Here is a 24,854-nt window from a genome sequence, read left to right as displayed (position 1 = left end):
AGATATCTAATGAGAGATGTAGAGTTTAAAGGTAAAAATAAGAATACATTAATAGGGCAAGATAGGCCTATAGCAGTAAATGTAAATGTGGGTGTATCTTCTGATATAAAAGAATATATGGATATTGAAAAACAAAAGATAAATAAAATTCTAGAGTTGGATAATTTACCGGATTTGATGATGGATTTAAGTTTAACTAATGCTAATGGTTATTTGTACGAATATATAGAGGAAAAAATTGGATGTCCTGTCGGTATAATACCACATTACTATTGCATAAATGAAACAAATGAGATAGATAATAAAAGATTGATATATGAAATGGAAAGAGCAGCGTTTAGTGGGGTATCATGGTTTGTTATTCATCTTACTCCTACCAAAGAACGTATTTTAAAGGCAATAACTAGTAGAAGGATTCCTTTTTCATCTCGAAGTGCAACAATAATAATTAAAGATATGATAAAGAAAAACAGAGATAGGAGTATATATTGGGATGTACTTGATGATGTAATTAGAATATGTAAGCAATATAAAGTGAATATATCGCTAGGCTCTGCATTTAGAGCAGCAATAATCGATGAAGCATTAGATGAGGTTCATTGTGATGAATTGATGGAATATAGAAATATACTTAAAATATTTAAAAATGAAGGAATAAATGTATTTACAGAAGGGATAGGTCATTGTGATATTAAAAATATAGATAAATTTATAGATATAACTAATAAGACAGATGTACCAATAATGCCATTAGGGCCATTATTTAGAAATTTATTTAATAGTGATGATGATATATCTAATGCTGTAGGTTTCTATTTAAGTATAATAAAAGGAGCTAACTTTAAAATTATTAATTCAATTACTCCAGAAGAGCATAGTGGGGGAATACCTAATATTGATAGTATAATTAGAGGATATAATGTTGCAAGAAGTTGCGCGGATATGTGTAATGAATATATGAATGTTAAGTCATCAAGAAGTGGAAAGAGTATGTGTACAATAATAGATGAAAATTATAAAGGATGTAATAGATGTGAGCAATCTTGTCCTACTAAATTTGTTCAAGAGAACAAAGAACTAATTTTAAAATGGTTAAATAATTAAAAATGATAGAAAATACTTTTGATAATTCTATATTTTTTCCATTTACTGATCCGTTTATACAAGTGAAATATAATTATAACATTAATGAGCTTGAGTATCTATTAAAATTATGCTTTTTTATAGGAAATCCCATATATATAACAGGTGCAAATTTATGGCAAAGTAAATTATCAATCGAACTTTTTAATCGTGCTAGAATATTATTCGACTTAAAGGAAGAAAAATGTTTAGGGTCAATTAAGTTATCTACAAGGAATCTTGATAAAGTTACTAATGTATTTTCTGAATATTTCAATCAAAGGCTTTATGAAAAGGAACATTATATAACTCTTCCAGGAAATTTACAATTGTTGGATTATCAAATTCCACAAACATATTTAGTAGCAGAACAATTAGACAATATTGCAAAACCTTTTATGCGTATTGGTGGTAATGTAACAAAAGTTTTAGCAAAAAATATACAAGCATATTTCAAGAATAATAGAATAATTGCTAGTAAAGTAAACGAAGATATTTTAAAAAATGATATATCAAGAGCAACAATAGCTCATAATATAATTACTTCACCTTATAGCAATGAGGCTAAAGAAAAATTTATAATGGAGAGTAATAGAGAATATTACATAGCAAATGCAGTATCTAATGAATGTTTATTAATATATCCTGAAACTAAGAAGAAAATAATTTTATATGATTTAAACAGAAATTTGCAATATAACGTTATAAATTTATTTAATTCAATAGGATTAAACATTAATAAGATAAATAGTATATCATATGATGCTTTATATATATTAGAAAAAAGTAGACTATTAAATAAGTTTAGAAAATATATATTAAACGATTATTTGGATAGTACCAAGATAATAAATAATGTTAAAATATTAAAAATAATGACAGAGGTTATTAATAAACTATGTACAGATAATTATTATTTAAAAAGATTAAAAGACACTACACAAGAAATTTATTTTGAAAAAGATATTTTGAATGAGAAAATAATTTTTTATTATAATCTACATTTTAATTTAATAAATGGAGCTGAAGATAATATGAAAGATGTAAATATTTCAGATTTAACAAATGAATGTATAAATAAATTTAGTTTAAGTGAACTAAAAGATATAGCAAATGAAGTATGTGGAAATTATGAACTATTCCCTCATAGTACTATAAGCGAGCTAGCGAGAGAATTATGTTCAGATTGTAAAAGAAAAAATACAATAGATAAATTATTATCTGCGTGTATGAAGAAAAATATAAATTTTAACCTATATACAGAAGATTTATTTTTAAAAAATTCAATTACAGATTGGAAAGCAAGTGATGAAAAAGGTAAAAAATATACAATAGGAGAATATAGAGAAATAGTAAATAGAAGTTACAAATTTCATTCTATAAATTTTATTGAAATGGGTTTACAAATGAAGAAAAGAGTTTGTTTACTAGAAATTAATTGTGAGGATGAACCACAATATAAAGCCACAGGTTTTTTAATTAATGATGAATATATTATTACTAATAAACATGTTATTCCATATCCAGAGAGTGTAATAAATTCTTCAGCGTTGTTTGATTATGAAGAGTCTGCAAGCTCTAAAAAGTTTAAGTGCAACTTAGACCATAAAAATACTTATATTTCTGAACAATATGATATTGCAATTACTAAAATATTAAAAACAGAAAATAGTGAATACTTTTTGGATTTACCTAAATTTGAGATAGGAGATCCTAAAGAAAATGATTGTATTCCAATAATTCAACATGCAGATGGTATGCCTAAGCAGATATGCATAGGATATAATAGTTTAAAATATGCAGATGATGAAATTTTACAGTATGTAACGAGTACGTTACCAGGATCGAGTGGTGCTCCAATTTTTAATTCGGAATGGAAGGTTATTGGAATTCATAGTAAAGGTGGCGAAATAGAGCCCAAGAGTAACGATTTATTGTATAGAAACGAAGGGATAAGTATTAAGTGCATTAAGAATTTTTTAGATGATTGTGGTATAAAAATTAATAAAGATGAGTTGAATTTAAGTAGGTAATTATCAAGAATAAGTTGATTTTATGGTAGATTTTAAGAGTCACGCTTCGCCTCCACCATATAAGAACTATAATATTGATACAATAGAAAGCCTTTGATTTTAGGGGCTTTTCGTGTTTCTTTGGAAAAAATCAAGTACTTGAAAAGTAAGAGCTGAAGATAAAAATTGGAAATATAATTGAAAAAATGTACCCATCTTATGTATTTTAGTAAGGTGGGTGCATTTTTTTAGTGGGAGTGTGCATCTTTTGGCAAAAAGGAATTTGTGAGAAAATATTTGTAATATGATGTTTAGATTTAATGAATAGAATATAATTAAGATAGTATTGCGAATAGGAGTGATTAACAATGAAGTATAGTGAGGCAAGAGAAGTATACAAAAACAAGTGGATATTATTTCAAGCTATTTCTGCTTATTCAGAGGGTGGCAAAAGAATTGTAACTGATTTAGTTGTTCTAAAAAGTTATGATAAGGGTAATGACGCATTAAAGGATTATGCAAATTATCATAAAGCTGATAAACAAAAGGAATATTATGTTTATAATACAACTCACGAGACTTTAGATATAGAGGAAAGAGCTTGGATAGAAGTAAGGATAAATGGTTGATTTAAAATTTAGATACGGATTACCATTTTGTAGGGTAGAAGAAATTGATATAACTATAGATATGAATGATTCCATTGAAACTATACATGGTGTAGGTGGAAGTGAATTTGTGTATAAGAAAACTATTGATGAAATTAGGCTTAATGATTTACATAGTAGAGATGTTAATGTGGAAATAGGAATTATGGATTATGGGTTTAATATTGATGGAATAATTGGAATAGATTTTTTAAGACAAATTGGTGCAATTATTTATTTTGAGAAAATGAAAGTGTATAGCAGAAGTGACAATGAAAAATAAATATATTCCCTTTAATAGAATCCAATACATTTGTTATTAAAGCTCCTCCATTTGTATAAATTTTTACTCAAGATGGACATTAGATGTCCGTATTGTTGGAGTATATTTTAAACATAGAAATTTGGAGGAATTGATAAAATGGACATGTTAAATCGAGAAGTTACTTATGTATATGAGATAAAGTATAGTAAAGAAAGTACAAATAAGAAGAATAGATGTTTAGTTAAGAGCAGAATAAAGCCGAAAGATATATGTGATTTAATATTATACATTCAATATAAATATAAGAGTATTATTCCACAGTCAGATTTAACAGAATATGATGTTAAAGAAGTATTAGTAAACTGTTATGAAGCAGAATGTATTAACAATTTAAATGCTGATGAGATTATATATTTGCAAGACAATTTTAAAAGGTTATGTAATAACGATAAAGGAAAGAAAATAATTGATAATATTTCAAGGTATGAAGTTAAGGGGCTGATAGGAGAATTACAAAAAATAGTCTATTTAGCAATAGAAATGTGGAGATGATTAAATATTATATAGAATCTTTTTCACCAGTATCTGGTGATACAAAAGATATGTGCTGGCACAGATTTTTTTCAACATATCAAGGAGAAGTACAAATATATTGGAAAGAATTACTGCCTATATATGCTAATTAATATTTGCTAGAATTACAGATATCACAAGGTAGGTGGTTGTAATGGCTAGCAATAAAACCTTTTGTTATTGGACGTAAAAATTGGCTATTTTTAAATACACTTAAATGTGCAAAAGCCAGTGCGCTTCTTTATAGTATAATTGAAACGGCAAAAGCTAATAATCTTATAGTTGAAAAATAAATAAAAAATCTATTTCAGATATATGAAATTTTAAAGCCCTGTAATTTGCCATACTTAAGTAACTTACAGGGCTTATTTTAGCATTCTTAAATTTAGATTATTAATGCAAGTTATGTCATCTTAATAATCTAAATATTTTTTTGATATGATTATGTTATTAATTTAACAATAAATATAAAAATAAGGGTATTAAGGAAAAAATTACTTTAAATCAATGATGTAAAAATTGATTTAAGGACTTATATATATATAACTTTTTATAATAGAGAAAATTACCAATGTAAACATTTACTGTTAAATTATTAACAATTGTTTACAAGCAGTATTTGAGGAGATATAATGAAATTATAAATTGGTCCTACCTATTTATGATTGGTATGACAAGTACGTATGAATTTATAGGAGGAAAATTATCTTTGATTATAGGAATATATTAAATCTAGGAAAAGAATATTAATAAACTTGTTAATATCATTAAATTAATGTAAATGGTAAAGGGGAGAAAAAACATGGAAATTATGTTATGTGTAAAACAAGTTCCAGATGACTCTGTTGAAATTCATTTGGATAAGGAAGCTAAAAAACCCAAGTTAAGTGGAGTGAGTTTGGTAGCAAATGCATTTGATACATATGCATTAGAGCTAGGAGTCCGCTTGACTGAAGCACATGGAGGGAAAGTAAGTGTATTAACAGTTGGAGCAGAAGATTCTTTAAACACCTTGAAAAATTGTCTTTCTGTAGGAGCTAAAGAAGCATTTTTTGTAAAAGATGATTTATATGCAGATTTAGACTCCCTTGGAACAGCTCATGTTTTGGCAGATGCTATTAATAAAATTGAAAAGGACAAGGGTAAAAAATTTGATTTAATTCTTTGTGGAAAGGAATCTACAGATGAAATTACTGGTGAAGTTGGAGCAATGCTTGCTGAAAAGCTTAAAATGGGTTTTGTAAGTAGTGCAATTGAAATAGGTCTAAAAGATAATGATTTGGAAGTTCATCAAGAAACTGATGAAGGATATAATTTAGTTTCTTTAAAATCACCAGCAGTAGTAACAGTAAGTAAACCAAATTATGATCCACGTTACCCTACGATTAAAACTAAGATGGCAAGTCGTAAGGCAGTAATTCCAACTTACTCAGCAGCAGAAATTGGAGAGGTAAAACAAGCAAAAGTATGTTGCATTCAATATGTTGAACCTCCTAAGAAAGAAGCTGGTATCAAGATTAAAGAGAAAGATGCTGTGCTTGCAGTAAGTGCTGTTATGGAACAAATGAAAAAGGATAAGGCAATCTAAATTAAGGGGGAAAAGGAAAGTATGAAAGCATTATTGTTTATTGAAACAGATGGAGAAAAAGTATTGGGAGGAAGCCTAGAACTTATTAGTGCAGTAAAAGCATTAGAGGCAGAAGGAACAGCTCTTGTAGTAGGTAACAGGGCTTTAGCAGATACAGTAGCAGAGTTTGGAATTCCAGTTATTTTTGCAGATAATGCGGATGACTGTGATACTTTGACAGAAGTATTAGCAGAAACTGTTAAGGAACAAAATCCAGATATTATTCTATTAGCTAATACAGCACTCGCTAAAAACATTGCACCACGTATTGCTGGACGAATGAGTTTAGGCTGTGTAAGTGATGTAACAGGAATTAGTAAAAGCCATGAGAAAGTTATATATACCAGACCAGCTTATGGCGGCACAATTTTGGAACATATTGAAGTAGAAGGCACTGCTATAGTTACAGTTAGAAATGGAAGCTTTCCAAAGCCAGAATCTGCTTCAAATGCAAGTGTTACAGAAAAGAAGTTTGAAATTTCATCTAATGTTATTAAGACAAAAATTGTTGATGTAGTAAAAGAAATTTCTGAATCTGTTAATTTAGAAGAAGCTGAAGTTATTGTTTCTGGTGGACGTGGAATGGGAAATGCAGAAAATTTTAAACTTGTTGAAGAATTAGCACGTGTACTTGGTGGTGTAGTTGGTGCAACAAGACCCGCAATTGAGGAAGGATGGATTTCTCGTGCACATCAAGTTGGACAATCAGGAAAAATTGTAGCACCAAAACTATATATTGCATGTGGTATTTCTGGAGCAACACAACATACATCTGGAATGACAGGTTCAGGTTATATCGTTGCAATTAATAAAGATGAAGAGGCTCCAATATTTGAAGTTTCTAACTTGAGTATTGTTGGTAATGTTGCAGAAATTCTTCCAGTTATGATTGAAGAAATGAAAAAAGCAAAAGCACAGTAAAATTTTTTCTAAGATAAAGGGTTATTTCACTAAAAGCTATTGCAATAACTTAAAAATAAATCTCAATTCACAAGAATATGAAATTAAATATAAAATTTTACACTTGTACACTTAGAGAATTATTAAAAATAAATTAATAATAAACGTAGCATATAAAAAATAATTATATTCGTATATTTTTAAAACAGTATTAATTAGCAAGTGGAGAGATGGATAATTATAATACCATGGTGATACCAATTTGTGAAAGATTATACCACTTAAGAATTAAATAAGGAGGATATGAAATGCTGTTTTTAAAATTCTTAATGGCCATAGCACCAATTATTTGGCTTATAATTGCACTTAGCGGATTAAAAATGCCAGGTTTTAAAGCCTGTTTAATTACACTTGTTCTTACAATGATTTTAGCTATTTTCTTCTGGAATTTGAATGTCATTTATACTATGACAGGAGTATTAGAAGGAATACTAAACGCATTGTGGCCAATTTGTCTAGTTATTGTTGCAGCTTTGTTTACGTATAATTTGGTTCTACGTACAGGCGCAATGGATTCCATTAAAAAAATGTTAGCTGGAGTTTCTAGAGATAAAAGAGTATTAATATTAATTATTGGATGGGGCTTTGGTATTTTCATGGAAGGAATGGCGGGATTCGGTACAGCAGTTGCTATTCCAGCATCAATGCTCGCTGGTCTTGGATTAAATCCAATTTCAGCAGTTCTAGCATGTTTAGTTGCCAATACAGCGCCAACTGCTTTTGGATCAGTTGGAATACCTTTAGTAACACTTTCTGAAATAACGAAAGTTGGAGCTAACTCACTAGCAGCAAACACAGCGATAATTGAAGCGTTTATCCTTTTTATAAGTCCATTTATTATGGTATGCATTGTAGGTGAGGGAATAAAGGCACTTAAAGGGGTATTTGTTGTTACCTTGGTTGCTTCATTATCATTTACAATACCTGCTTATATTACAGCAACAGTACTTGGACCAGAATTACCAAATATAGTAGGATCTATTTGTTGCATGATATGTACAGTTGCTTCAGCAAAAATATTTAATAAAAATCCTCAAGAAGAATATTGTATTCAAGTTAATGAAAAACAAGAAGAAACAACTTTATCATTTAGTAATGCAGTAAAAGCTTGGTGCCCATTTATTCTAATATTTTTAATGTTAATGTTTACTTCAACATTATGCCCACCAATTTATGATGCAATTGCAGGATTTAAAACTAGTGTAATTGTATATGCAGGTAAAGGAGGAAACACTTTAACCTTTAGTTGGATTAATACACCGGGTGTAATTATCTTTATTGCGGCCATTATTGGAGGGTTTACACAAGGTGCAAAAGTGCCAATGATGTTTGAGGTATTAAAAGGTACATTAAAAGCAAACTGGAAAACGATTGTAACAATTTGTGCAGTTATGTCAACCGCAAAAGTAATGAGCTATAGTGGAATGATTTCAGATATTGCAAGTTTTTTAGTTGTAGTTACAGGAGGAGCATATCCATTAATTTCACCATTAATAGGATCTATTGGAGGCTTTGTCACAGGCTCAGGTACATCTACAAGTGTTTTATTTGGAGGATTACAAGTACAAACAGCACAAAAACTCGGACTTTCAGCAGCATGGATGGGTGCAGCCAATACACTTGGAGCAGGTATAGGAAAGATGATTTGTCCTCAAAGTATTGCAATTGGCGCAAGTGCAATAGGCAAATCTGGTTCGGAAAGTAAAATTTTAAGAAGTGTATTTAAATATTATATATGCTATATAACTATTAGTGGAATCCTATGTTTTATAGGTACACGTTTATTTAGTTAAGAGATAATAAGTAAGATATAAGTAGTATTTAGAGATAAAAGATAAGAAATAAGTAGTATAAAAATATAAGGGATGAAAGATCTCAGGTAAAATTTTAGGAAATAATTTAAATTTGGCACTAAATAAATTAGAAAGGAAATGATTATTATGGCTGAGTATAATCAATTAACAGAAGAATTAATCATGAAATTACAGGAGGCAGCTCCAGGGCATATTTTAACAGGTGAAGATATAAATGAAGATTATAGTCACGATGAAATGCCTATCTATGGAAAAGCAGCTCCACAAGTTGTATTTATGGCACATTCTACTGAAGAAGTTTCAAAGGTAGTAAAAATATGTAATGAAAATAAAATACCAGTAACTCCAAGAGGGGCAGGAACTGGGCTTGTAGGTGGAGCAGTTCCATTACTCGGAGGAGTTTTAATTGATATTACAAAGATGAATAAAATACTTTCTTATGACTTAGAGAATTTTATTGTACGTGTAGAGGCTGGTGTTTTATTAAACGATCTTGCAGAGGATTGTTTAAAAAAAGGATTATTATATGCTCCAGACCCAGGTGAAAAATTCGCTTGCCTAGGTGGAAATGTTGCAACTAATGCTGGGGGAATGAGAGCTGTAAAATACGGTGCAACACGTGATTATGTACGTGCCATGAAGGTTGTACTTCCAACCGGTGAAGTAACAGACTTTGGAGCTACAGTATCGAAAACAAGTTCAGGTTATAGTCTTTTGAATTTAATGATTGGTTCAGAAGGTACTCTTGGAGTTATTACTGAACTTACACTTAAAATCATGCCAGCACCAAAGGTAGTTGCAAGTTTAATTATACCTTTTGAAAATTTAGATGATTGTATTGCTACTGTTCCTAAATTTAAAATGGAACACATGAATCCGCAAGCTATAGAATTTATGGAAAGAGAAATCGTTTTATCTAGTGAAAGATATATTGGAAAAAGCGTATTCCCACAAGTAATTGATGGAGTAACTGCAAATGCTTATTTACTTGTAACTGTTGATGCCGGTAATGAAGATGAGTTAAATAATCTTATAGAACAAGCTAGTGAAATAGTATTAGAAGCAGGAGCAATTGATGTGCTTGTAGCTGATACACCAGCAAAAATTAAGGATGCGTGGGCTGCACGTTCTAGTTTCCTTGAAGCTATTATGGCAGAAACAAAATTATTAGATGAATGTGATGTTGTAGTTCCAGTAAATAAAATTGCTTCTTATCTTGCATTTGTAAATAAAACTGGTGAAGAGTGTGGAATAACTATTAAAAGCTTTGGACATGCAGGAGATGGAAATCTTCACATATACCAATGCAGTAATGATTTAGAAGAAGGAGAGTTTAAAACAAGAGTTGATAAATTCTTTAAGATTATTTACGAGGAAGCAATAAAATGTGGAGGCCTTGTTTCAGGAGAACATGGAATTGGTAGTGGAAAGGTTAGCTATTTAAGAGATAGCATTGGAGAAGTAAATATGGAATTAATGAAAGGCATTAAAAAAGTCTTTGATCCAAATTCCATTATGAATCCAGGTAAAGTATGTAGCCAAATAGAAGGTTTAAGTTCATAATAAAAAAGTTTATATATATAAATATCTCATAAAAGTAAAAAAAAGAAAAATAAGCGTATCCTACAAAAAGTAAAAAGGAAAAGATGTTCCACAAAACAAGAAAAGGAATTAAGAAAAAACAATTGATATCCAACAAATTATAAAAAGGAAAAAAGGAAGGCAGGAGATTAATATGAATTTTAGACAAGATGAAACCCATGAACAATTACAAGAAATGTATCGCGAGTTTGCAGAAAATGAGGTAAAACCAATCGCAAAAGAAATTGATGAAAGCATGCGTTTTCCAGAAGAGAATGTAGCAAAAATGGCTGAAATGGGCTTACTTGGAATTCCATTTTCTGAAGAATACGGCGGAGCTGGAATGGACACATTAAGTTATATACAATGTGTAGAAGAATTATCTAAATGTTGCGCGACAACAGGTGTTATTGTTTCAGCACATACAAGTCTTTGCGCAACTCCAATTCATACTTTTGGTACAGAAGAGCAAAAAGTAAAATATTTAAAACCACTTGCTTCAGGTGAAAAATTAGGTGCATTTGGATTAACAGAACCTGTTGCTGGAACTGATGCCTCTATGCAAAAGACAACAGCAGTACTTGAAGGAGACCATTATGTATTAAATGGAAGCAAGATTTTCATTACAAATGCAGGATATGCAGATATATATATTGTTTTTGCTATGACAGATAAGAGCAAGGGAACAAAGGGTATTTCAGCATTTATCGTTGAAAAAGATTTCCCAGGTTTTTCTGTTGGAACTCATGAATTAAAGATGGGAATTCGTGCATCTTCTACATGTGAATTATTCTTTGATAACTGCATAGTTCCAAAGGAAAATCTTTTAGGAGAAGAAGGTAAAGGATTCGGAATTGCAATGGCGACTCTTGATGGAGGACGTATTGGTATTGCAGCACAAGCTCTTGGTATTGCAGAAGGTGCAATAGAAGAAACAGTAAAATATGTTAAAGAGCGTGTTCAATTTGGAAAATCAATTTCACAATTCCAAAATACTCAATTTGAACTTGCACAAATGCGTGCAAGTACAGAAGCTGCAAAACTTTTAGTATATCAAGCAGCATGTGCAAAAGATGATCATGTAAAATATACACATTTAGCTGCTATGGCAAAATTGGTTGCTTCTAGAAATGCTACTAATGTAACAAATCGTTGCCTGCAATTATTTGGTGGCTATGGATATTCAAGTGATTATCCAATTGAAAGAATGATGCGTGATGCTAAGATAACAGAAATCTATGAAGGAACATCAGAAGTTCAAATGATGGTAATTTCAGGATGGATGCTTAGATAAGCCACATTTTAAGAACTAATAAATTTGCTCTTTAGTTAAACACATTTAAATAAACTATGAAAATAACAAGTTCAACTATATATTATAGGGAACTTGTTATTTTTTATGTCTTTAATTGGATGGAGTGCTTTTTTATTCTTTAAGAATTTATAATACATTACATATTAATGAAGGTAAGAAAACAAAGATGAGGGCGGTAGATATTGTAGGCACACTTTGCAATATTGAGGGCATGACAAAAGAAGATATAGGAATCATCAATATATATGTTAATTTTCATTCAACTTATTTTTGGTTCAAATTCTCAGCTTCGTGCCATTGCAGAAGTATATGCATGTGATGATAATAAAGAAAAATTTATACAGGATTTCATATTTGCATGGAATAAGATAATGAATGCAGATCGTTTTGAAATTAAATAAATTATTTAAATAGCTTTAACTAAGTTAATTTTAAACTTAATTAAGGCTATTTTAGATTACAAAATCTACAATAACAAAGATAAAAAATGGTGAAGACTAGAAATAGTTTAAGAAATATGCTATTTTTTAAATGATATAGAATGTTTGGAAAATATTCAGAATTTTAAATACAAAAAGTAAAGAATGTATTTAGTTAATTCATAAAACATATATATTAATTTCAAATAAAGGCTAAAGAGACTTTAGGTTTTGGAGGATGGAAATGAAATATAGTGTTAAAGATTTATCAAATATATTAGGAATAACAACAAGTGCAATTCATTTTTTTGAAAAAGAAAATTTAATTAAGGCAAATAAAGAGAAAAATGGATGGAGATATTATAATGTAGTTGATGTATTTCGCTTGTTATCGTATACAAAGTATAAAAATATGGAAATGCCTATGAAGGCTATTGTTAAGCAGTTTAGTGGGGAAGAGAGCAGCTATTTATCTACTAAGAATAGAATTGAAGAATATAAAAGAAAAGCTGAAGAAAAAAGTAGGTATTATAAAGAACTTGCAGATTCAATAGAAGAAAATTTGAAAAGCATACGTCTTATTAATGAACTTCTTGATAAATATGAATTTGTTAAATCTCCAGAAATATTAATGTTGTATGATGATGAATGCGGGTGGATATCTAGAAATAGACAAGCTCAAAAGATAGTTCAACAGTGTGTTAAAGCAATGCCCATAGTTCAGCTAGGTGTGATTAAGCATAGAGATAATAATACATGCAATTTTGGATATATGATTTTAGATAATCATATAGAAAAGTTTAATATTTCTTTGGATTTGCATAAAAAAAGTTTAAAAGCTACTTCATGTCTTCATACAATTCAAATTGTTGATGATGAATTAACAAAAAATCCTGAAGTAACTTTTAAAAGAGCAGAAGAGTATGCTAAGTCTAGAGGATTTGAAATCATAGGAGATACAGTTGGAAAAATTCTTCTTGTGGATGTTGAGAAACCAGCTAAATTACGCACATATATAGAAATATGGATACCTATAAAATAAATATTTGATAAATTTGTCACAATAACTATTGAAGTTAAAGTTCCTTTATGCTCTATAATGATTTTTAGAGGTAGGTATTACCAACTATAAAATTATTTTAGAGAAAGAGGGATGTCTTATGATAAAAGAAAAACACAAAGTTTTATTTGAACCAATAAAAATAGGTGGTTTAGAAATAAAAAATAGATTTGTTTTAGCACCAATGGGACCAGGTGGATTATGTAATGCTGATGGAAGCTTTAATGAAAAAGGTGAAGAGTTTTATGTTGAACGTGCTAAAGGTGGTACAGGTTTAATAATGACAGGTGTTACTATGGTTGAAAATGACATTGAAAAATGTGCATTACCATCTATGCCATGTCCAACTTTAAATCCTCTTAACTTTATAACAACAGGAAAGAGTATGACTGAACGTGTTCATGCTTATGGATCAAAAATATTTTTGCAGTTATCAGCTGGATTTGGACGTGTAAGTATTCCTTCAATTGTTGGAAAAACAGCAGTTGGACCATCTGCAATTCCACATAGATTTTTAAAAGATGTAGTATGCCGTGAACTTACAACTGAAGAAGTAAAGGAATATGTTAGAAAGTTTGGAGAATCAGCAGAAATAGCTAAAAAAGCAGGTTTTGATGGTATAGAAATACATGCTGTTCATGAAGGATATTTACTTGATCAGTTTGCAATTTCATTCTTTAATAATAGAACTGACGAATATGGTGGAAGCTTAGAAAATAGATTACGTTTTGCTTGTGAAATAGTTCAAGAAATAAAGAAAAGATGTGGAGAGGATTATCCAGTATCTTTAAGATATAGTATTAAGAGTTTCATAAAAGACTGGTGTAAAGGTGGTTTACCAGGTGAAGAATTCGAAGAAATGGGAAGAGATGTTCCAGAAGGAATAGAAGCCGCTAAAATATTAGTAGATGCAGGATATGATGCTTTAAATGGAGATGTTGGATCATATGATTCATGGTATTGGAGTCATCCCCCAATGTATCAAAAAAAGGGATTATACTTACCATATAATGAAATTCTTAAAAATGCAGTAGATGTTCCAATAATTACAGCAGGAAGAATGGAAGATCCAGAATTAGCAAGTGATGCTATATTATCAGGAAAGACAGATATGATTGGACTTGCAAGACCATTACTTGCAGATGCTGAAATTCCTAATAAAATATTAGCAGGTGATTATAAGAATGTTCGTCCATGTTTATCTTGTCAAGAAGGTTGTATGGGAAGATTACAGAATTTTGCTAATATAACATGTGCAGTTAATCCAGCATGCTGTAGAGAAAAAGAACTAGAACTTAGAAAAGCTGATGAAAAGAAAAAAGTACTTGTTATTGGAGGCGGAGTTGCAGGATGTGAAGCTGCAAGGGTAGCTGCAATAAGAGGGCATGAGGTAGAAATATTTGAAAAGTGTGATAGATTAGGTGGAAATCTAGTAGCAGCAGGAGCTCCAAGTTTTAAAGAAGACGATATAGCACTTATTCAATGGTATGAATTACAATTGAAAAAACTTGGAGTTAAGATAAGATATAATACAACTGTTACAGAAGAAATGATTAAAGAAACTGATGTAGATACAATTATACTAGCTACAGGCTCTACTCCTAGAAGATTAAGTATTGAAGGAACAGAAAATGTTTATACTGCAGAAGAAGTATTACTTAAGAAAAAAGATGTTGGAAACTCGACTATAGTAATTGGTGGTGGACTAGTAGGTTGTGAAACAGCTTTATGGTTAAAGGAAATGGGGAAAGATGTAACTATTGTTGAAATGATGGATGATATATTACAAGTTGGTGGACCTTTATGCCACGCAAATCATGATATGTTAAAAGAGTTAGTATCATTTAATAAGATTAATGTAAGATGTGGCTCTAAAATAATAAAAGCAACAGAGGAAGGATTTATAATTGAAAACAAAGAATCTCAAGAAATAGTTAAAGCTGATTCAGCAATTGTTGCAATAGGATATAATTCAGAAAATTCACTATATAATAAAATTAAATTCTTACACAGTAATGTTAGAATGATTGGTGATGCAAACAAAGTTCAAAATATAATGTATGCTATATGGGATGCATATGAAGTAGCAAGAAACATTTAAGGAATAATTTAATTTTAATAGAGATTCTTAAATTTAATAGTGTAAAGTAAAAGTATGACTTCCATATTTTATTGAAGTCATACTTTTTAATTTTTCTCGTAAATTTCTTGTATTATAAAAATTATAATTGAGTACAATAAAAATCAACTTAGAAAAACTAAGAAAATTTTCAAAATAAATGGGTAATTTTAGCCACTTGTTTTGAATTTTAAGTATTTGTGCACACCATTAGTGAAATTTTATTAGGGGGCATTTTTATTTTGAGGACGTGCACCTTTTAGTAGCAAGGATTCTGTGAGAAAACATTTATAATAGGATGTTTAGATTGAATGAATAGGATAAAATAAAAATATATTAGAAATGTTAGATTTTAAAATTGAGGAAAAGAGGTACTGTTTATGAAGTTTCTATAAAAAAGGTAGATGGATATGTAACAATAGATCCTGTTCTAAAGGATGTTTATAAGAGTGGAATTGTTGTGGAAGAGGTATTGTAACTTGACGAATATAATAATATAATATTATTATAAAAGAATAGGTGGTCGTTTATGCAAATATTAAAAGAAGAGGTTAAAAACAATATAACTTATGGGGCTAAAAAACTTTTTAGTGAATATGGATTTGAGAAAACTTCAATGAATATGATTGCAAAGGAAGCAAATGTAAGTAAAAGCAATGTTTATAATTATTTTGCCACAAAAGAGGAGATTTTTTATTATATTACTGATGCTATGGCAAATGATTTGATAAATATGACTGAATTTTTTGTAAATCATAAATTCTATGAGAAATTTGGTAGCAATGAATTTATTGAAATGATGGTTCAGAAACTATTTAAAATTTCATCGGAACACAGAGAAGAATTACTTCTTATTATGGATTGCTCAAAAGGTACAAAGTATGAAGATATAAAATCAAAAATTATTAATATGTTAGAAAGGCATTTTGCAGAAGGATTTTCCGAAAATATTGCTAAAGAATGCTTTATAGCTCATGTAATTGCTTTTAATTTAATAGAAGGTATATTAGAGATACTAAGAAATAAAAAGGATAATAGAGAGATTTATGATAATTTTAATAAATTAATTAAATATCATATAAAAGGTTCAGAAATGTTGATTAATAAATAGTCAACATTTTTAAATAAAGTAATAATGACCATATGTTCTTTATTAAACAAGATATGGGAAGTGATTGAGTTTATGTATAATAACAATTTTAAAGTAGGTACATATAATTTGAATAGTGAACCTAATTTTAACTATCAGTTAAATAGAACAATATTGTGGAGTAATGGAGATGCTGAAGAAATTAAGTCTATAAGCTATTTAATAAAAACACCTAAAGATTGGGAAAGAGAAATGTTAAAGCTTGGAGATAAAGCTTTAAATGAAAAGCGTATAGAACAGGCAATAGCATATTATCGTATGGCAGAGTTTTTCATGTTCCACGAAAATTCAGATAAAATTAAAGTTTATGAGAAAGCAAAAAAGTTATTTTATGATTTGAATTCAAATATTTTTATAAAGGAAGGAATAATTAAAAGAGAAAAAATTAAATATGACAATGGATATTTACCAGTATGGGTATCGTTACCTGAAAAAGAATCAAAGGGTGCAATTGTTATATTTGGTGGAAATGATTCTTATATTGAAGAATTTAAATCTACAGTATTATATTTAAGAGGAAAAGGGCATGCGGTTTATGCTTTTGAAGGACCAGGACAAGGAGAAGTGTTAAGAAAATATAATATTCCATTTACCCACAAATGGGAGGAACCTGTGAAATGTGTTCTAGATTATTACAACTTAAATGATGTTACAGTGATAGGTATTTCTTTAGGTGGAATATTAGCTCCCAGGGCTGCTGCATTTGAAAAAAGAATTACAAAAGTTGTAGCATGGAGTATATTTCCTAGTTTTTTTGATATATTAATCTCAACCCGTACTAAAACAGTTCAAAGAATTGTAAGGGTATTGTTCAAATTAAAACAAAAATTTATGATTAATAAATTGATGGAAAAACAAATGAAAAAAGACCCTATGGCCGAATGGGGAATTAAGCATGGTATATATAATTTTGGAGTTAATACACCTTATGATTATTTTGCTAAATCAATGAATTTTCAAATATATAATATAGCTCCTTTGATTAAACAAGATTTTCTATTGATTGGTGCTTCTAAAGATCATTTTATTCCTAAAGAATTTTATAAAAAAGAAATAGATGCTTTAACAAATGTAAAATCATTAACTTTTAAATTATTTAATGAAAAGCAATTTGCAGAAAGACATTGTAATGTTGGTAACACTAAATTGGTTCTAGAGAGTATAGTAAATTGGATAGACAATATATCTAAAATAAATTAAGTTTGGAGGTGTGATGGGTCTAATGAGTTAAACAAATATTTAACAGCTACTTTATTTGGCAGTATTGCATTATTGTTTTTTATTGACATATTTAAAGACAATATAATTTTTGAAAGAAATAAAAGGTTTAATATATTAGTATTCATTTTATATATTCTATTTTTATCCTATCCATTAATTAGTATTATATTGGGACATGCGTATCCTGCAATAACGACATGGCTTATGCCTTGCCCGCTTGTAGTATATTCAATTACATTATTAGTTTCTTTTTCTACCAAAGTAGATTATAAAATATTAATACTATTAATATTTTGGGCGTTAACAGGATTGCCTAAAATTTTTATGTTTGGTGTATCAGAAGATTTTATACTCTTTCTTTCTGGAATTTTGGCTATTTTTGTTTGGGTTTTAATTATTAAAGAGAGAAAAAATTAAAATAACTATAGCAAGAGTTATAAAAGTAAATGAATACAATTCATTGACTTTTATTCATTCAAGTGATATATTATGTTTAGAATGATGAAAGGAGGCTTTTAAATATGGTACGAATTTCAAAGGAGCCTGAAGTTCGCAAACAGGAAATATTAGATACAGCAATGAGATTATTTTATAAAAAAGGATATGAATCAACTTCTATGGCTGACATAGCAAAGGAAATGAATGTGGTACCAGGGTTATGTTATCGTTACTTTAAATCAAAACAAGAACTTTTCGAAACCGCAATGGATAAGTATGTTGAAGAATGTGGAGAAAAATTTTTAAAGGTTATTTGTGATGATAAAAAAACATTAATAGAACGTATGGACGATATGGCTAAATTAATGCTAATTCAAGAAAATAACAGCAAATATCATTATTTTTATCATAAGACTGGTAATGAAATATTGCATGAGCAGCTTATTATAAAAATTGCAAAATATTTAATTCCAAGTTTATGTAAAGAGTTTAAAAAGTTATGTGAAAAAAGAGAAATTCATATTGAAAATGTTGAAATAATGACTAATTTTATTATGTATGGACAAATAGGTGTTTTGTCATGCAAAGACATTTCTATGGAAGAAAAAATTAAACAAATTCGTGGATTTATAAATTCAATATTAGGAATAAGACAATAGATATAATGATTGGTTATTAGATAAACATCCCTAATAAAGTATTTCTGTAAAGTGATATTTTGTTAGGGTAAAAAAATACTTAGTGAGTGAATTTTATTCATTGACTACAATTCACTAAACAGTAATCAAAGAAAGAAGAGGATTTAAATGAAAAATGTATTAGAAAAAGATTTTACAACAGGTAACACAACTAGAAAACTAATAGGAGCTACTATCCCAGTGCTCATAGCATTTATATTTAGCATGGCATACAACATAGTTGACAGTCTTTGGGTTGGAAATCTACTTGGTGAAAAAGCAATGGCAGCACTTACTGTATCAATGCCACCTATACTGTTAACAATTTCTATTGCAATGGGTGCTACTAATGGGGTTGCAATTTTGTTATCAAAATATGTTGGGGCAAAGGATAAAGAAAATCAAAATAAAGTAATATCAACTTCTTTTATAGTAGCATTTATTTTCAGCATAATTATAACTGTTATTTGTGAACTTAGTGCAAAAACTATTTTAAATCTTTTAAACACACCAAATGAGATATATGCTATGTCAAAAGAGTATCTTATTTTATATATGATTGGATATGTTTTTGTATTTATGTACTTATATTTTACAGCTGTATTACGCAGTTTTGGTAATACAACTATGCAAATGGTATCTATTATTTTCTGTACAATACTTAATATAATTTTGGATCCTATTTTTATTAATAAAATGGGACTTAAAGGTGCAGCAATTGCAACTTTATTGTCTCAGGGAATAATGATGATTATTATGATTGTATATATTATTAAAAAAAAATTAATTGTAATTAATTTTAAGTTCTTTGACAAAAATACTTTAAAGAATCTTACACTAAAAGCAATACCATCTATTATTCAACAAAGCATTCCTGCAATAAGTACAAGTTTTATTACTTGCTTAGTTAGTACATTTGGAGTATTGCCTATAGCTGCATTTGGTATTTTAGGAAAATTAGAAACAATTTTATTTTATCCTGCTATGGCGCTTAACATGACAATTACTACATGCACTGGTCAGTGCTTTGGTGCTAAAAATATAAAAAAAGCAAAAGAATATCTTAAATCAGGAGTATTATTAGGTAGTGGATTTTTAATTGTATTAACAATTATAGTAGTATTTTTTTCAGAAAATTTAGCACAAATGTTTGGGGCAAATGAAAGTGCTAAAGATTTAGTTAAAGTTTATTTTTCAATTATTTCAGTTGGATATATCTGCAATGTTATTACTAATTCTGTTCTTGGAGCAGTAAATGGTTTTGGAAAACCAATGTCAGCTATGTTTTTAATGATTTTCTACTATATTATTATTCGTATGCCACTAGCAAAGGTATTATCTACAGGTGATTTAGGATTAAATGGAATATGGGTAGCTGTTTTGATAAGTCATATTGTAGCAACTATAGCAGGAATTTATTATTTTAAAGTACTACTAAAAAATGCACAAGTTTAGGTGGAACTACACATAGAAAAGTTTATTAATTATGTTGTTTATTCAGGCAATATAAAAGATCCAGGGAGTATTTTAGAAACAGGAATAAATGAATACAAAGTTAATTCAATATCTATGTCGAATAGAGATGGAGATAAGATATATAATGATATTGTAGAAAAAATAAAATCCGGAATAGAGATTACAAAACAAGATATAATGGCTCTAACATTCACTCCTATTATGGGAGGGAAGATAGGAATATCTGATAAAATAATAAACGCTATACACGTAGTAAAAGACATAAATAATGACTATAAGAATGATATAGAATCAATACTATATGCTTTTGCAAATAAATTTTTAAGCGGAAAAGATTTGGAGAAAGTAAAGGAGGAATTGAGAATGACTGAACTTGGTAAAAGTCTAATACAAGAAGGAATTGAAAAAGGGAAAGATGAAGGAAAAGCTGAGCTTCTGATTAAACAGCTAATGAAAAAGTTTAAAAAATTACCTAATGAATATAAGGAAAAAATAAAATCACTTCCAAAAGAAACAATAGAGTTAATTGCAACAGATATATTTGAGTTGAATTCAATAGAAGAGTTAGAACAATATTTCTAAAGAGTATTGAAGATATTGGAAAATGTAATGTGTAAACAAAATAATTTATATCAACAATTTTTAAAGTATTGATATTATGATTTAAAGGAATTATTTAAAAAGGTGAAAGCTAAAGAAGAACAAGAAAAAATAATAGGGAAAGAAATAGTAGAAAATAGCTTGCGATATTTAGAGTAGGCTATTTTTTTACGCAAAATTACTTAGACAGGGAGGTGATAGATTGATATGCATCTACGATAAGAAAACCACAAAAGGCAACTTCAGCTGGAGTCAAATTATTCAATGAATCATGAGGTCTTATAAAATTATAGTGAAAAATAAATATATAGATTAAGTTTATAAGAGCAATGTTTACATAACTTAACAGATTAAAGCTTAAGGAAGCGTAAAATAAACAATAGATATAGAGCATTCTATAAATGTAAAGTACAATATAAAATATGAAGAGTTTTTTAAATTTTAAAAAATCACCCCAACCTCTAGATATACCTACAAAAGGTATTCAGAATGATTATTAGGATGATTTTTAAAAATATTAAGTTTTTATTTTACCAATTTAATGTATTCTTAGCTTGATGACATTGTCACCCTGTGCTATTAACTAAATTTGGAGTAACTTAATCAGCTTTTCTAACTCTTCAGATAAATCTTTTGCAGTGGTAAAATCATTATCTTTTAAAGCTAATTCTATTTTTGTTTCAACTAATTTTTTATTTTGTTCAATTTCTAAATAATCTTTTTCAAAGTAATTGGCATAAACCATTTTTTTGAAAGTCTTCATATTCATTCTTCTTATTTTCTTATCTTCAACAATTAAAATATAATCCATACAGTTTACTATAGAATAGAAATCGTGAGAAACCATTAGAATAGAGCCATTATAGTTTTTTATGGCTTTTTCTAATGCTATTTGTGAATATGTATCTAAATGACTTGTAGGCTCATCAAGAAGCAACAAGTTTGCATTACTAGCAGAAATTTTAGCTAATTGAAGCATATTTTTTTCTCCACCAGATAAAGACTCTATCTTTTGATTAAGTATTTCTTCATTTTCAAAACCATATTCAAAAATATGTGATTTAATGTCTTCATAAGTTTCAAAACCAGCATCTAAGAACTCTTCAAGTATGGTATTAGAATCATTTAGTGTTTTGCCTTGAAGCTGAGATAAATAAGCCATTTTAGCTTGTTCATTTACCACAATAGAATCATTATTATTTTTAAATATTTCTTTAAGTAAAGTGGTTTTTCCAGTACCATTTGAACCCACAATAGCTACTTTATCAGTAGATTTAATCTCAAAGTTAACATTTTCTAACAGTATCTCATCAAAGACAACATTGTAATTATTAATTTTTAAAGCAATAGTTTCTTCAAGTTTATTAGAGGTATTTAAATTAATATCTGGTTCTTTAATAGCTATAAATGGAGCTTTAATTCTACGTTCTTCTAATCTTTCTTGAATTTTAACTCTAGCCCTTAGGGTTTTTCCTCTGAATTGTTCAGCATTTTCAGTTGCAAGCTCTCGGAGTCTTTCTATTAATATATCATTTCTTTCAATTTCAGCAGTATCTTCAGCAGCCAGTTCTTGTAATTCAATTTTAGTTTGAAGTAATGAGAAGTTATAATCAATATAGCTTCCATCAAACTCTTGTATCTCCATGTTTTCAAGATGAAGAATTTTGTTGAAACAATTATTTAATAGATATCTATTGTGTGTAATAATTAACATTGTTCCTTTATGTGAATTAATTAGATTTTTAAGAGAATTAAGGTTTCCAAAATCTAAAAACACATCTGGTTCATCCATAATCATTAAGTCTGGACTATTTAGCATTGCTTTAATTACTTGGATAAGCTTGAATTCTCCACCACTAAGTTCAGATATCATTAAATCTTTATACTTGATTAAGTTTGTAAGATTAAGTTTCTTATTAATAATGTTTTCGAAATCATCACCATTAATTGCATCAAATGCATCTAAAGCTTGTTGATACTTTTCTAGTAAAGTATCAATATCTGAAGATGTCTCCATTTCAGTACAAATAGATGTTATTTCATTTTGTAGTTTAATAAACTCTTCTGCTATATATTCGAAAACTGTAATTTCTTTTATTTTATCTAGTTGTGAGAATTGACTTACATACCCAATTCTACAATTTGGAGATATTTCTAATGTACCATCAAACATATATTCTTCTGGATCCATAAGTATATCTATAAGTGTACTTTTTCCACTGCCATTTGTTCCTATAAAAGCACAATGCTCACCATCTTCTAATGTAAATGAAATGTTATTATATAAATCCTTTTGGGGAAATGAGTAGGATAAGTTATCAACTTTTATCATATTATTACCTCTCTTTATAACTTAAAAAGAGCTTATAAAAATAAGCGCTTTAATATATTCTTAGCAATTGAAATTTTACACTTGATTTTTATGTAGTAAAGACATTTTACTAAGTTTAACATTGACAGCATAACATTTTTTTCGACTAAGTTCAATCATTTCATATAATAAACAAAAACTGTCTTAGCATTTTAATACATTAAGTATATTAGTCTATTTTTTGCACTTATAACTAATGAAAATCCAATATATATTATATGAAAACTATAGATTTATTGGAGATGAGGATGTAGAAGATGTTGATGCTATAATAGTTAATGGTTGGTTTAATACAGTTCCAGATGAACCTAAGGAAAATATATATAATTATAAAATATTCCATTATACTCAAATTATTGATATAATAAGGTGTGCAAGGGGTATAAATATATCATTTATTATTGTTTAATGGAGGAGTTTATGTTATTTCAAGGAACGCCTAGGGTTAAAGATGAAGTAGAATTAAAATTTAACAGTACTTATCCCGTTTATTTAAAAATTTGGTCATGGGCAACAAAAAATCTTAATAAATTTAACGATTATCAAGATTTTTCGTACTTTAAAAAATGGGAGAATGAAGAATTTACACAAATCTTCAGAAACTTTCAAGTGAGAGAGGTTTTTGGAAGTGTATTAATTGAATTTGTTAAGTATGTATATTTTTACCATATACCACCTGAATTGAGAGATAGTAAATTAAAGGTTGAACATAAGGAAACAATAACTGAAATATTTACAGTAGTTATTGGCAATTACTATTTCAATTTTATGAAGTGCGCAAATAGTATTATTTTATGCGATATTTCATATAATGAAAAACATAGAACTTATTATTGGGTACAAGATTTTTTGGGATACAATGACACATATTTAAAAAATACAAAAAAAGATTCTTATGTCCAATATATGAATAATGTTTGGTTTGTTAATACAAATGTGCCATTTATGTCTTATCCAGATGGTATATTAGATAATAATAGACAAGTCAACAAATCGAAAAATATTCCATTTTTTAATGATTTTAAAAAATCATATTTTAATAATTATAGGAATATTGATAATTCAAGCGAATGGTATGAAGGGTGCAAAAAAGTGATAAGTGCAATAAATCCACAGTTTATATGGGAATTTGTTGAGTACTCATTGAGAGATGAGAGAATTGTTATAGTAACTGGGTTTAAAAGAAATGCTCCATTTGGTTATTTTTGAACTTAAATATTATCATTATATAATAGTAATTAATTGGAATTGTTAAATAGTAGTTTTTTTATTGCAAAAACGAGATGATAAAATTGAAAGCGTCAGAACTTAAAAATAAAAGCTATAAAAGCATTAATTTATGCAGTAGTAAAAGTAGAAGATGAAATTGCTCTAGCTTATTTTTAATAAAATATTCTATTGTAAGCC

20 protein-coding genes and 4 pseudogenes are annotated in these 24,854 nt (G+C 28.6%); 23 read left to right on the top strand and 1 reads right to left on the bottom strand.

What is annotated here, in order from left to right:
• The first annotated feature begins 9 nt into the window (after positions 1 to 9).
• From NG901_RS05650 to NG901_RS05550, 21 genes and pseudogenes are all read left to right on the top strand, one after another.
• Complete coding sequence (locus NG901_RS05650) at positions 10 to 1,104, top strand: phosphomethylpyrimidine synthase ThiC (RefSeq protein WP_252212774.1); 1,095 nt, start codon at positions 10 to 12, stop codon at positions 1,102 to 1,104.
• A gap of 2 nt (positions 1,105 to 1,106) precedes the next feature.
• Entirely contained in the window at positions 1,107 to 3,155 is a 2,049-nt protein-coding gene (locus tag NG901_RS05645; RefSeq protein WP_252212773.1) for a trypsin-like peptidase domain-containing protein, read from the top strand.
• A 347-nt stretch (positions 3,156 to 3,502) separates the two neighbouring features.
• On the top strand, positions 3,503 to 3,763 hold the full coding sequence (locus NG901_RS05640) for a hypothetical protein (protein WP_252212772.1): 261 nt from the start codon (positions 3,503 to 3,505) through the stop codon (positions 3,761 to 3,763).
• Positions 3,756 to 4,064 (top strand): pepsin/retropepsin-like aspartic protease family protein, encoded by a 309-nt coding sequence (locus NG901_RS05635; RefSeq protein WP_252212771.1) that lies wholly within the window; start codon positions 3,756 to 3,758, stop codon positions 4,062 to 4,064. Before NG901_RS05640 ends, NG901_RS05635 begins: the two co-directional genes overlap by 8 nt.
• Positions 4,065 to 4,202: 138 nt before the next feature.
• Positions 4,203 to 4,598: a hypothetical protein gene (locus NG901_RS05630; RefSeq protein WP_252212770.1), complete on the top strand. Its 396-nt coding sequence runs from the start codon at positions 4,203 to 4,205 to the stop codon at positions 4,596 to 4,598.
• Positions 4,595 to 4,732, top strand: coding sequence for a hypothetical protein (locus NG901_RS05625; RefSeq protein ID WP_003374230.1), 138 nt, complete (start codon positions 4,595 to 4,597; stop codon positions 4,730 to 4,732). Before NG901_RS05630 ends, NG901_RS05625 begins: the two co-directional genes overlap by 4 nt.
• A gap of 689 nt (positions 4,733 to 5,421) precedes the next feature.
• Entirely contained in the window at positions 5,422 to 6,207 is a 786-nt protein-coding gene (locus NG901_RS05620; protein ID WP_012423182.1) for an electron transfer flavoprotein subunit beta/FixA family protein, read from the top strand.
• Positions 6,208 to 6,228: 21 nt separating this feature from the next.
• The gene (locus NG901_RS05615) at positions 6,229 to 7,167 is read left to right on the top strand and encodes an electron transfer flavoprotein subunit alpha/FixB family protein (RefSeq protein ID WP_252212769.1); all 939 of its coding nucleotides are present in this window, start codon (positions 6,229 to 6,231) and stop codon (positions 7,165 to 7,167) included.
• A gap of 287 nt (positions 7,168 to 7,454) precedes the next feature.
• On the top strand, positions 7,455 to 8,999 hold the full coding sequence (locus NG901_RS05610) for an L-lactate permease (RefSeq protein WP_252212768.1): 1,545 nt from the start codon (positions 7,455 to 7,457) through the stop codon (positions 8,997 to 8,999).
• A 147-nt stretch (positions 9,000 to 9,146) separates the two neighbouring features.
• Positions 9,147 to 10,583: a D-lactate dehydrogenase gene (locus tag NG901_RS05605; RefSeq protein ID WP_252212767.1), complete on the top strand. Its 1,437-nt coding sequence runs from the start codon at positions 9,147 to 9,149 to the stop codon at positions 10,581 to 10,583.
• Positions 10,584 to 10,755: 172 nt separating this feature from the next.
• Positions 10,756 to 11,895, top strand: a complete 1,140-nt coding sequence (locus tag NG901_RS05600) for an acyl-CoA dehydrogenase (RefSeq protein WP_252212766.1) — start codon at positions 10,756 to 10,758, stop codon at positions 11,893 to 11,895.
• Positions 11,896 to 12,052: 157 nt separating this feature from the next.
• Positions 12,053 to 12,160: pseudogene (locus NG901_RS05595) on the top strand (DbpA RNA binding domain-containing protein); the annotation flags it as partial.
• Positions 12,161 to 12,173: 13 nt separating this feature from the next.
• A pseudogene (locus NG901_RS05590) lies at positions 12,174 to 12,317 on the top strand (catalase-peroxidase 2); the annotation flags it as partial.
• 262 nt (positions 12,318 to 12,579) lie between these two features.
• The gene (locus NG901_RS05585; protein ID WP_252212765.1) at positions 12,580 to 13,377 is read left to right on the top strand and encodes a MerR family transcriptional regulator; all 798 of its coding nucleotides are present in this window, start codon (positions 12,580 to 12,582) and stop codon (positions 13,375 to 13,377) included.
• 121 nt (positions 13,378 to 13,498) lie between these two features.
• Positions 13,499 to 15,496, top strand: a complete 1,998-nt coding sequence (locus NG901_RS05580; RefSeq protein ID WP_252213055.1) for an oxidoreductase — start codon at positions 13,499 to 13,501, stop codon at positions 15,494 to 15,496.
• A 547-nt stretch (positions 15,497 to 16,043) separates the two neighbouring features.
• Positions 16,044 to 16,625, top strand: a complete 582-nt coding sequence (locus NG901_RS05575) for a TetR/AcrR family transcriptional regulator (protein WP_252212764.1) — start codon at positions 16,044 to 16,046, stop codon at positions 16,623 to 16,625.
• Positions 16,626 to 16,697: 72 nt separating this feature from the next.
• Positions 16,698 to 17,864, top strand: coding sequence for an alpha/beta fold hydrolase (locus NG901_RS05570; RefSeq protein WP_252212763.1), 1,167 nt, complete (start codon positions 16,698 to 16,700; stop codon positions 17,862 to 17,864).
• A 36-nt stretch (positions 17,865 to 17,900) separates the two neighbouring features.
• Positions 17,901 to 18,302 (top strand): annotated as a pseudogene (locus NG901_RS05565) (DUF6064 family protein); the annotation flags it as partial.
• Between the two features lie 104 nt (positions 18,303 to 18,406).
• Positions 18,407 to 18,982, top strand: coding sequence for a TetR/AcrR family transcriptional regulator (locus NG901_RS05560; protein WP_252212761.1), 576 nt, complete (start codon positions 18,407 to 18,409; stop codon positions 18,980 to 18,982).
• 147 nt (positions 18,983 to 19,129) lie between these two features.
• Entirely contained in the window at positions 19,130 to 20,455 is a 1,326-nt protein-coding gene (locus NG901_RS05555; RefSeq protein ID WP_252212760.1) for an MATE family efflux transporter, read from the top strand.
• Positions 20,456 to 20,479: 24 nt separating this feature from the next.
• Positions 20,480 to 21,058 (top strand): annotated as a pseudogene (locus NG901_RS05550) (DUF4351 domain-containing protein); the annotation flags it as partial.
• Positions 21,059 to 21,659: 601 nt separating this feature from the next.
• Here the strand turns inward: NG901_RS05550 and NG901_RS05545 are convergent.
• Entirely contained in the window at positions 21,660 to 23,408 is a 1,749-nt protein-coding gene (locus NG901_RS05545; RefSeq protein ID WP_252212759.1) for an ABC-F family ATP-binding cassette domain-containing protein, read from the bottom strand.
• Between the two features lie 235 nt (positions 23,409 to 23,643).
• Here NG901_RS05545 and NG901_RS05540 point away from each other — a divergent pair, with 235 nt between their 5' ends.
• Together NG901_RS05540 and NG901_RS05535 are read left to right on the top strand one after the other, a co-directional pair.
• Positions 23,644 to 23,856: an F-box protein gene (locus NG901_RS05540; protein WP_252212758.1), complete on the top strand. Its 213-nt coding sequence runs from the start codon at positions 23,644 to 23,646 to the stop codon at positions 23,854 to 23,856.
• Positions 23,857 to 23,867: 11 nt separating this feature from the next.
• On the top strand, positions 23,868 to 24,656 hold the full coding sequence (locus NG901_RS05535; RefSeq protein WP_252212757.1) for a hypothetical protein: 789 nt from the start codon (positions 23,868 to 23,870) through the stop codon (positions 24,654 to 24,656).
• Positions 24,657 to 24,854: the final 198 nt, after the last annotated feature.

The sequence above is a fragment of the Clostridium sp. CMCC3677 genome, from assembly GCF_023845585.1.
In the GTDB taxonomy this organism is placed as follows: domain Bacteria; phylum Bacillota; class Clostridia; order Clostridiales; family Clostridiaceae; genus Clostridium; species Clostridium aquiflavi.
This window is presented reverse-complemented; position numbering and strand designations above follow the sequence as displayed.